This is a genomic window from Promicromonospora sp. NPDC060204, from assembly GCF_042728455.1.
GTDB lineage: Bacteria > Actinomycetota > Actinomycetes > Actinomycetales > Cellulomonadaceae > Promicromonospora.
Window position 1 is genome coordinate 1 of the sequence record NZ_JBHWZO010000379.1, and the last position, 4,348, is coordinate 4,348.

The 4,348-nt window shown below is 71.9% G+C and carries 3 protein-coding genes; all 3 read right to left on the reverse strand.

Going from position 1 to position 4,348, the window contains the following annotated elements:
- Positions 1–42: 42 nt before the first annotated feature.
- The gene (locus tag ACFWEJ_RS27560; protein ID WP_377232358.1) at positions 43–1,416 is read right to left on the reverse strand and encodes an ABC transporter substrate-binding protein; all 1,374 of its coding nucleotides are present in this window, start codon (positions 1,414–1,416) and stop codon (positions 43–45) included.
- 74 nt (positions 1,417–1,490) lie between these two features.
- Positions 1,491–3,149: a glycoside hydrolase family 13 protein gene (locus tag ACFWEJ_RS27565; protein WP_377232359.1), complete on the reverse strand. Its 1,659-nt coding sequence runs from the start codon at positions 3,147–3,149 to the stop codon at positions 1,491–1,493.
- Positions 3,150–3,235: 86 nt separating this feature from the next.
- Positions 3,236–4,252 (reverse strand): LacI family DNA-binding transcriptional regulator, encoded by a 1,017-nt coding sequence (locus ACFWEJ_RS27570; RefSeq protein WP_377232360.1) that lies wholly within the window; start codon positions 4,250–4,252, stop codon positions 3,236–3,238.
- Positions 4,253–4,348: the final 96 nt, after the last annotated feature.

Consider the following 4,348-nt stretch of genomic DNA (forward strand, 5'->3'; position numbering starts at 1 on the left):
GTCGTCGTCCGGAGCGGGCTGGACAGTGTCGTCATCTGCAGGTCAGCTGCGGTCGAGCAGTCCCTGGACCTGGGTCTGGGCGTCGGCGAGGAGCGCGTCGATGTCCGCGTTCTCGTCCGTCAGCACCGCCTGGACCACCGGGTCGAGCGCCGCGTACACGTCCTGGGTGGCGACGGCGGGCTCGGGGACGACGGGCTGGTCGAACATCTGGTCGGTCATCGGGGCGAAGTTCTCCAGCGGGACGTTGACGAGGTCCTTGATCCAGCTCTGCTGCTGCTCGTAAGTCTCGCGGTCGAAGATCGGCAGGGCGGGGGCGCCGACCGGCTGGTCGGTCTCCGCGGCGACCTCGGCCTCGGCGACCGCCTGCTCCTGGTCGGTCAGCTTGGAGATGTAGTAGAAGTCGATCCACTTCACGGCCGCCGCCTGCTCGGCCTCGGACGCCGCGGAGCTCACCGCGGCGAGCGTGCCGCCGCCGAGCGTGCCGGCGTCGTCGCCCTCCAGGGGCAGCACCGTGACGCCGTACTCGTCCGGGTTCATCTGGTTCTGCGTGAACAGGTTGGGGTAGTTGGCGCCGCCCGAGACGTACATGCCGATCTTGCCGGCGGCGAAGTCCTGGTTGATGGTGCCCCAGTCGTACAGGAAGCTGGAGCCCATGGAGTTGTCCTCCCAGCGCATCTCGCGGAGCATCTCCAGGGCCGCGACCGTGGCGTCGTTGTCGACGGTTGCGGTGACGTCGTCACCTTCGCCCTCGACCACGCGGCCGCCCAGCGCGTAGGTCTCCGTGGTCAGGATCCAGCCGCCGGTGTTGCTCTGGGTCATGTGGGCGTAGCCGGCCTGGCCGGTCTTGTCCGCGATCGTCTTGGCCGCCTCGCGCACCTGGTCCCAGGTGGCCGGGGGGTTGTCCGGGTCGAGGCCGGCCTCCTCGAAGAGCGCCCGGTTGTAGTGCAGGCCCTGGTTGTAGGCGGCGATCGGCACGGCCCACATGTTGCCCTCGGCGTCCTGGCCCGCGGCGGCGACGGTGGGGTTGAACTGGTCCGCGTACGGGAGCTCGGCCACGAGCTCGTGGACGTCGGCGATCTGGCCGCGCTCGATGAGGGCCCGGCCGTCCGTGAACGGGATCGGGAAGACGTCGGGCAGCGTGCCGCCCGCGAGCTCGGCGGCAAACGTGGTGCCGGACCAGGTGAACTCCTTGGTCTCCACCTGGATGTCCGGGTTGGCCTCCTCGAACTGCGCGATGCGCTCGTCGAACGCGTCGATCGCGGGCTGCTCGAGGCCCGCGTCGATGGAGACCTCGATGGTCACCGGGCCCGTCGGCTCGTCGGAGGCGTCCGAGGACCCACCGCAGGCCGTGAGGGTTCCCGCGAGCGACAGGACGCCCACCAGGGCGAACGCCGCGCGATTCTGTGCTGACTTCATTGTCACTCCTTGGTCGTGTGCCGCTGGGTCGGCACGTCTGGGGGTAGAGGTTGCTCTCGGCCGGACGCCGAGGATCAGGACGGCAGGCCGAGCCAGACAGCGATGTCCGGTCCGACGACGCCGTCGACGGGGCCGCTCGCCAGGAGCACCGTGGCCCCGGCGGGCAGGGGGACGGGGGTCGTCCCGAGGTTGGCGACGCAGGCGAAGCCGGCGCCGCGGGTGAAGGCGAGGACGTCGTCCCCGCCGAGGTCGAGCCACGCGAACTCGTCGGCGTGCAGCGCGGGCAGGCCGCGGCGCAGGTGCAGCGCGTGGCGGTACAGGCTCAGCATCGAGCCGGCGTCGGCGTCCTGGGCCTCGACCGAGAGGTCGGCCCAGCCCGCCGGCTGGGGCAGCCAGGGCGCCGCGCCGTCGTCGGGCCCGAAGCCCAGGCTCGCGCCCGTGCGCGCCCACGGCAGGGGGACGCGGCAGCCGTCGCGGCCCGGGTCCACCCCCTCGGAGCGGAAGTGCATGGGGTCCTGGATCAGCTCGCGCGGCACCTCGGCCTCGGGCAGGCCGAGCTCGTCGCCCTGGTAGACGTACAGGGCGCCCGGCAGTGCGGCGACCAGCAGGGACGCGGCCCGCGCGCGGCGGGTACCGAGGTCCAGGTCGGACGGCGTGCCGAACCGCTTGGCGGCGAAGTCGAAGGACGAGTCCTCACGGCCGTACCGGGTCACGGGCCGCGTGACGTCGTGGTTGGAGAGCACCCACGTGGCCGGCGCGCCGACCGGCGCGTGCGCCTCGAGCGTGGTCCGGATCGACTCGCGCAGCTCCTTGGCGTCCCAGGGACGCGCCATGAAGTCGAAGTTGAACGCCGTGTGCATCTCGTCCGGGCGCAGGTACTGCGCGAACCGCTCCTGGTCCGCGAGCCACACCTCGCCGACCAGCACGCGGGGCTCCGCGTAGTCGTCGGCGACGCGCCGCCAGCCGCGGTAGACGTCGTGGATCTCGTCGCGGTCCAGGTGCGGGTGCTCGCCGGGGCCGGGGGTCGCGGGGACCTCGCGCAGCTCCGGGTCCTTGATGATGAGCGCCGCCGAGTCGATCCGGATGCCGGCCGCGCCGCGGTCGAACCAGAACCGCAGCACGTCCTCGTGCTCCTGGCGCACGTCGGGGTGGTTCCAGTTGACGTCCGGCTGCTCGGGGGTGAACAGGTGGAGGTACCACTGGCCGGGCGTGCCGTCCGGGTTCGTGGTGCGGGTCCAGGTCTCGCCCTGGAAGCTGGAGACCCAGCCGGTGGGCATCTGCTCGCCGCCCGGGCCCTTGCCGTCGTGGAACCAGAACCGCTCCCGCTCGGGCGAGCCCGGCCCGGCCGCCAGCGCGGCCTGGAACCACTCGTGCTCCGAGGAGATGTGGTTGGGCACCACGTCGACGATCGTCCGGATGCCCACCTCGCGGGCCTCGGCGATCAGCGCCTCGGCGTCCGCCAGCGTGCCGAACGCCGGGTCGATCGTGCGGTAGTCGCGCACGTCGTAGCCGCCGTCCGCCAGGGGCGAGGCGTACCAGGGCGTGTACCAGATCGCGTCGACGCCGAGGTCGCGCAGGTACCCGAGCCGCGAGCGGACGCCGGCGAGGTCACCGGTGCCGTCGCCGTTCCCGTCCGCGAAGCTGCGGGGGTAGATCTGGTAGATCACGGCGCTGCGCCACCAGTCGCTGGGGGCTGAGCGCGGTTCGAGGGGCGCGTCGGACGTCGTCGTCATGCCGTGAACCGTAATTCACGTGACAACGACCGCGCAAGAACTCGACAACAATTTGATTCAATTGTGACAACGCTCGGGGTGCTCGCTCAGTGGGCGGCCACCTTGGCCGAGGCGGTGGAGGCGCGCACCACGAGCTCCGGCTCGAAGAGCAGCTCGTCGCGCGGCACGTCGTTGCCGGCGATCAGCCCGGCCAGCAGGTCCACGGCGGCCCGGCCCATCGGCTCGATGGGCTGGCGCACGGTGGTCAGCGCCGGGTCGGTGGAGTTCATCAGCGCGGAGTCGTCGAAGCCCACGACCGACACGTCGGCCGGGCAGGACAGCCCGGCCCGGCGCACCGCCCGGATCGCACCGAGCGCCAGCGGGTCGCTGGCGCAGACGATCGCCGTGGCACCGGCCTCGATGAGGCGGTTGGCCGCGGCCTGGCCGCTCTCCAGGGAGTACTGCGAGTGCACGACCAGGCCGGGGTCGAGCTCCAGGCCCTGGCGCTCCGCGAACCGCTGGGCGGCGGCGAGCTTGCGCTCCGACGGCACGTGGTCGGCCGGGCCGAGCAGCAGGCCCACGCGCCGGTGCCCCATCGAGGTGACGTGGCCCATCGCCTGCTCCATCGCCACGAGGTCGTCGCAGGCCACGCGGGGGAATGCCAGGTCCTCGATCGAGGCGTTCATCAGCACCACCGGCAGCCCCAGGTCCTCCAGCCGCCGGTAGTGCGCGTGGTCGGCCTCCCGCTCGGCGTAGAAGCCGCCCGCGAAGATCACGCCCGAGACCTGCTGCTGGAGCAGCAGGTCGATGTACTCGGCCTCGGTCACGCCGCCGGCCGTCCGGGTGCACAGCACCGGGGTGAACCCCTGCTGCGCGAGCGCCCCGCCGATCACCTCGGCGAACGCGGGGAAGATCGGGTTGACGAGCTCCGGCAGGACCAGCCCGACGAGCTTGCCGCGGCTGCCCCGCAGCTTGGTGGGCCGCTCGTAGCCCAGCACGTCCAGGGCCGTGAGCACGGCGTCCCGCGTGCCCTGCGACACCCCGGGCTTCCCGTTGAGCACGCGACTGACCGTCGCCTCGCTCACGCCGACCTTCTTCGCAACATCCGCCAGCCGTCTCGACATGAGATCGATCCTAGCCACGAAGAACGCAAATCGCTTGCAGTGGTTGCGCGGCTCTGCAAGCCGCTTGCGTAGCCGGGAACTGTCCCGAAACGCGTC

Coding starts and splice junctions, on each gene's coding strand:
- ACFWEJ_RS27570 (WP_377232360.1), bottom strand. CDS start 4,252: ATGTCGAGACGGCTGGCGGATGTTGCGAAGAAGGTCGGCGTGAGCGAG.
- ACFWEJ_RS27565 (WP_377232359.1), bottom strand. CDS start 3,149: ATGACGACGACGTCCGACGCGCCCCTCGAACCGCGCTCAGCCCCCAGC.
- ACFWEJ_RS27560 (WP_377232358.1), bottom strand. CDS start 1,416: ATGAAGTCAGCACAGAATCGCGCGGCGTTCGCCCTGGTGGGCGTCCTG.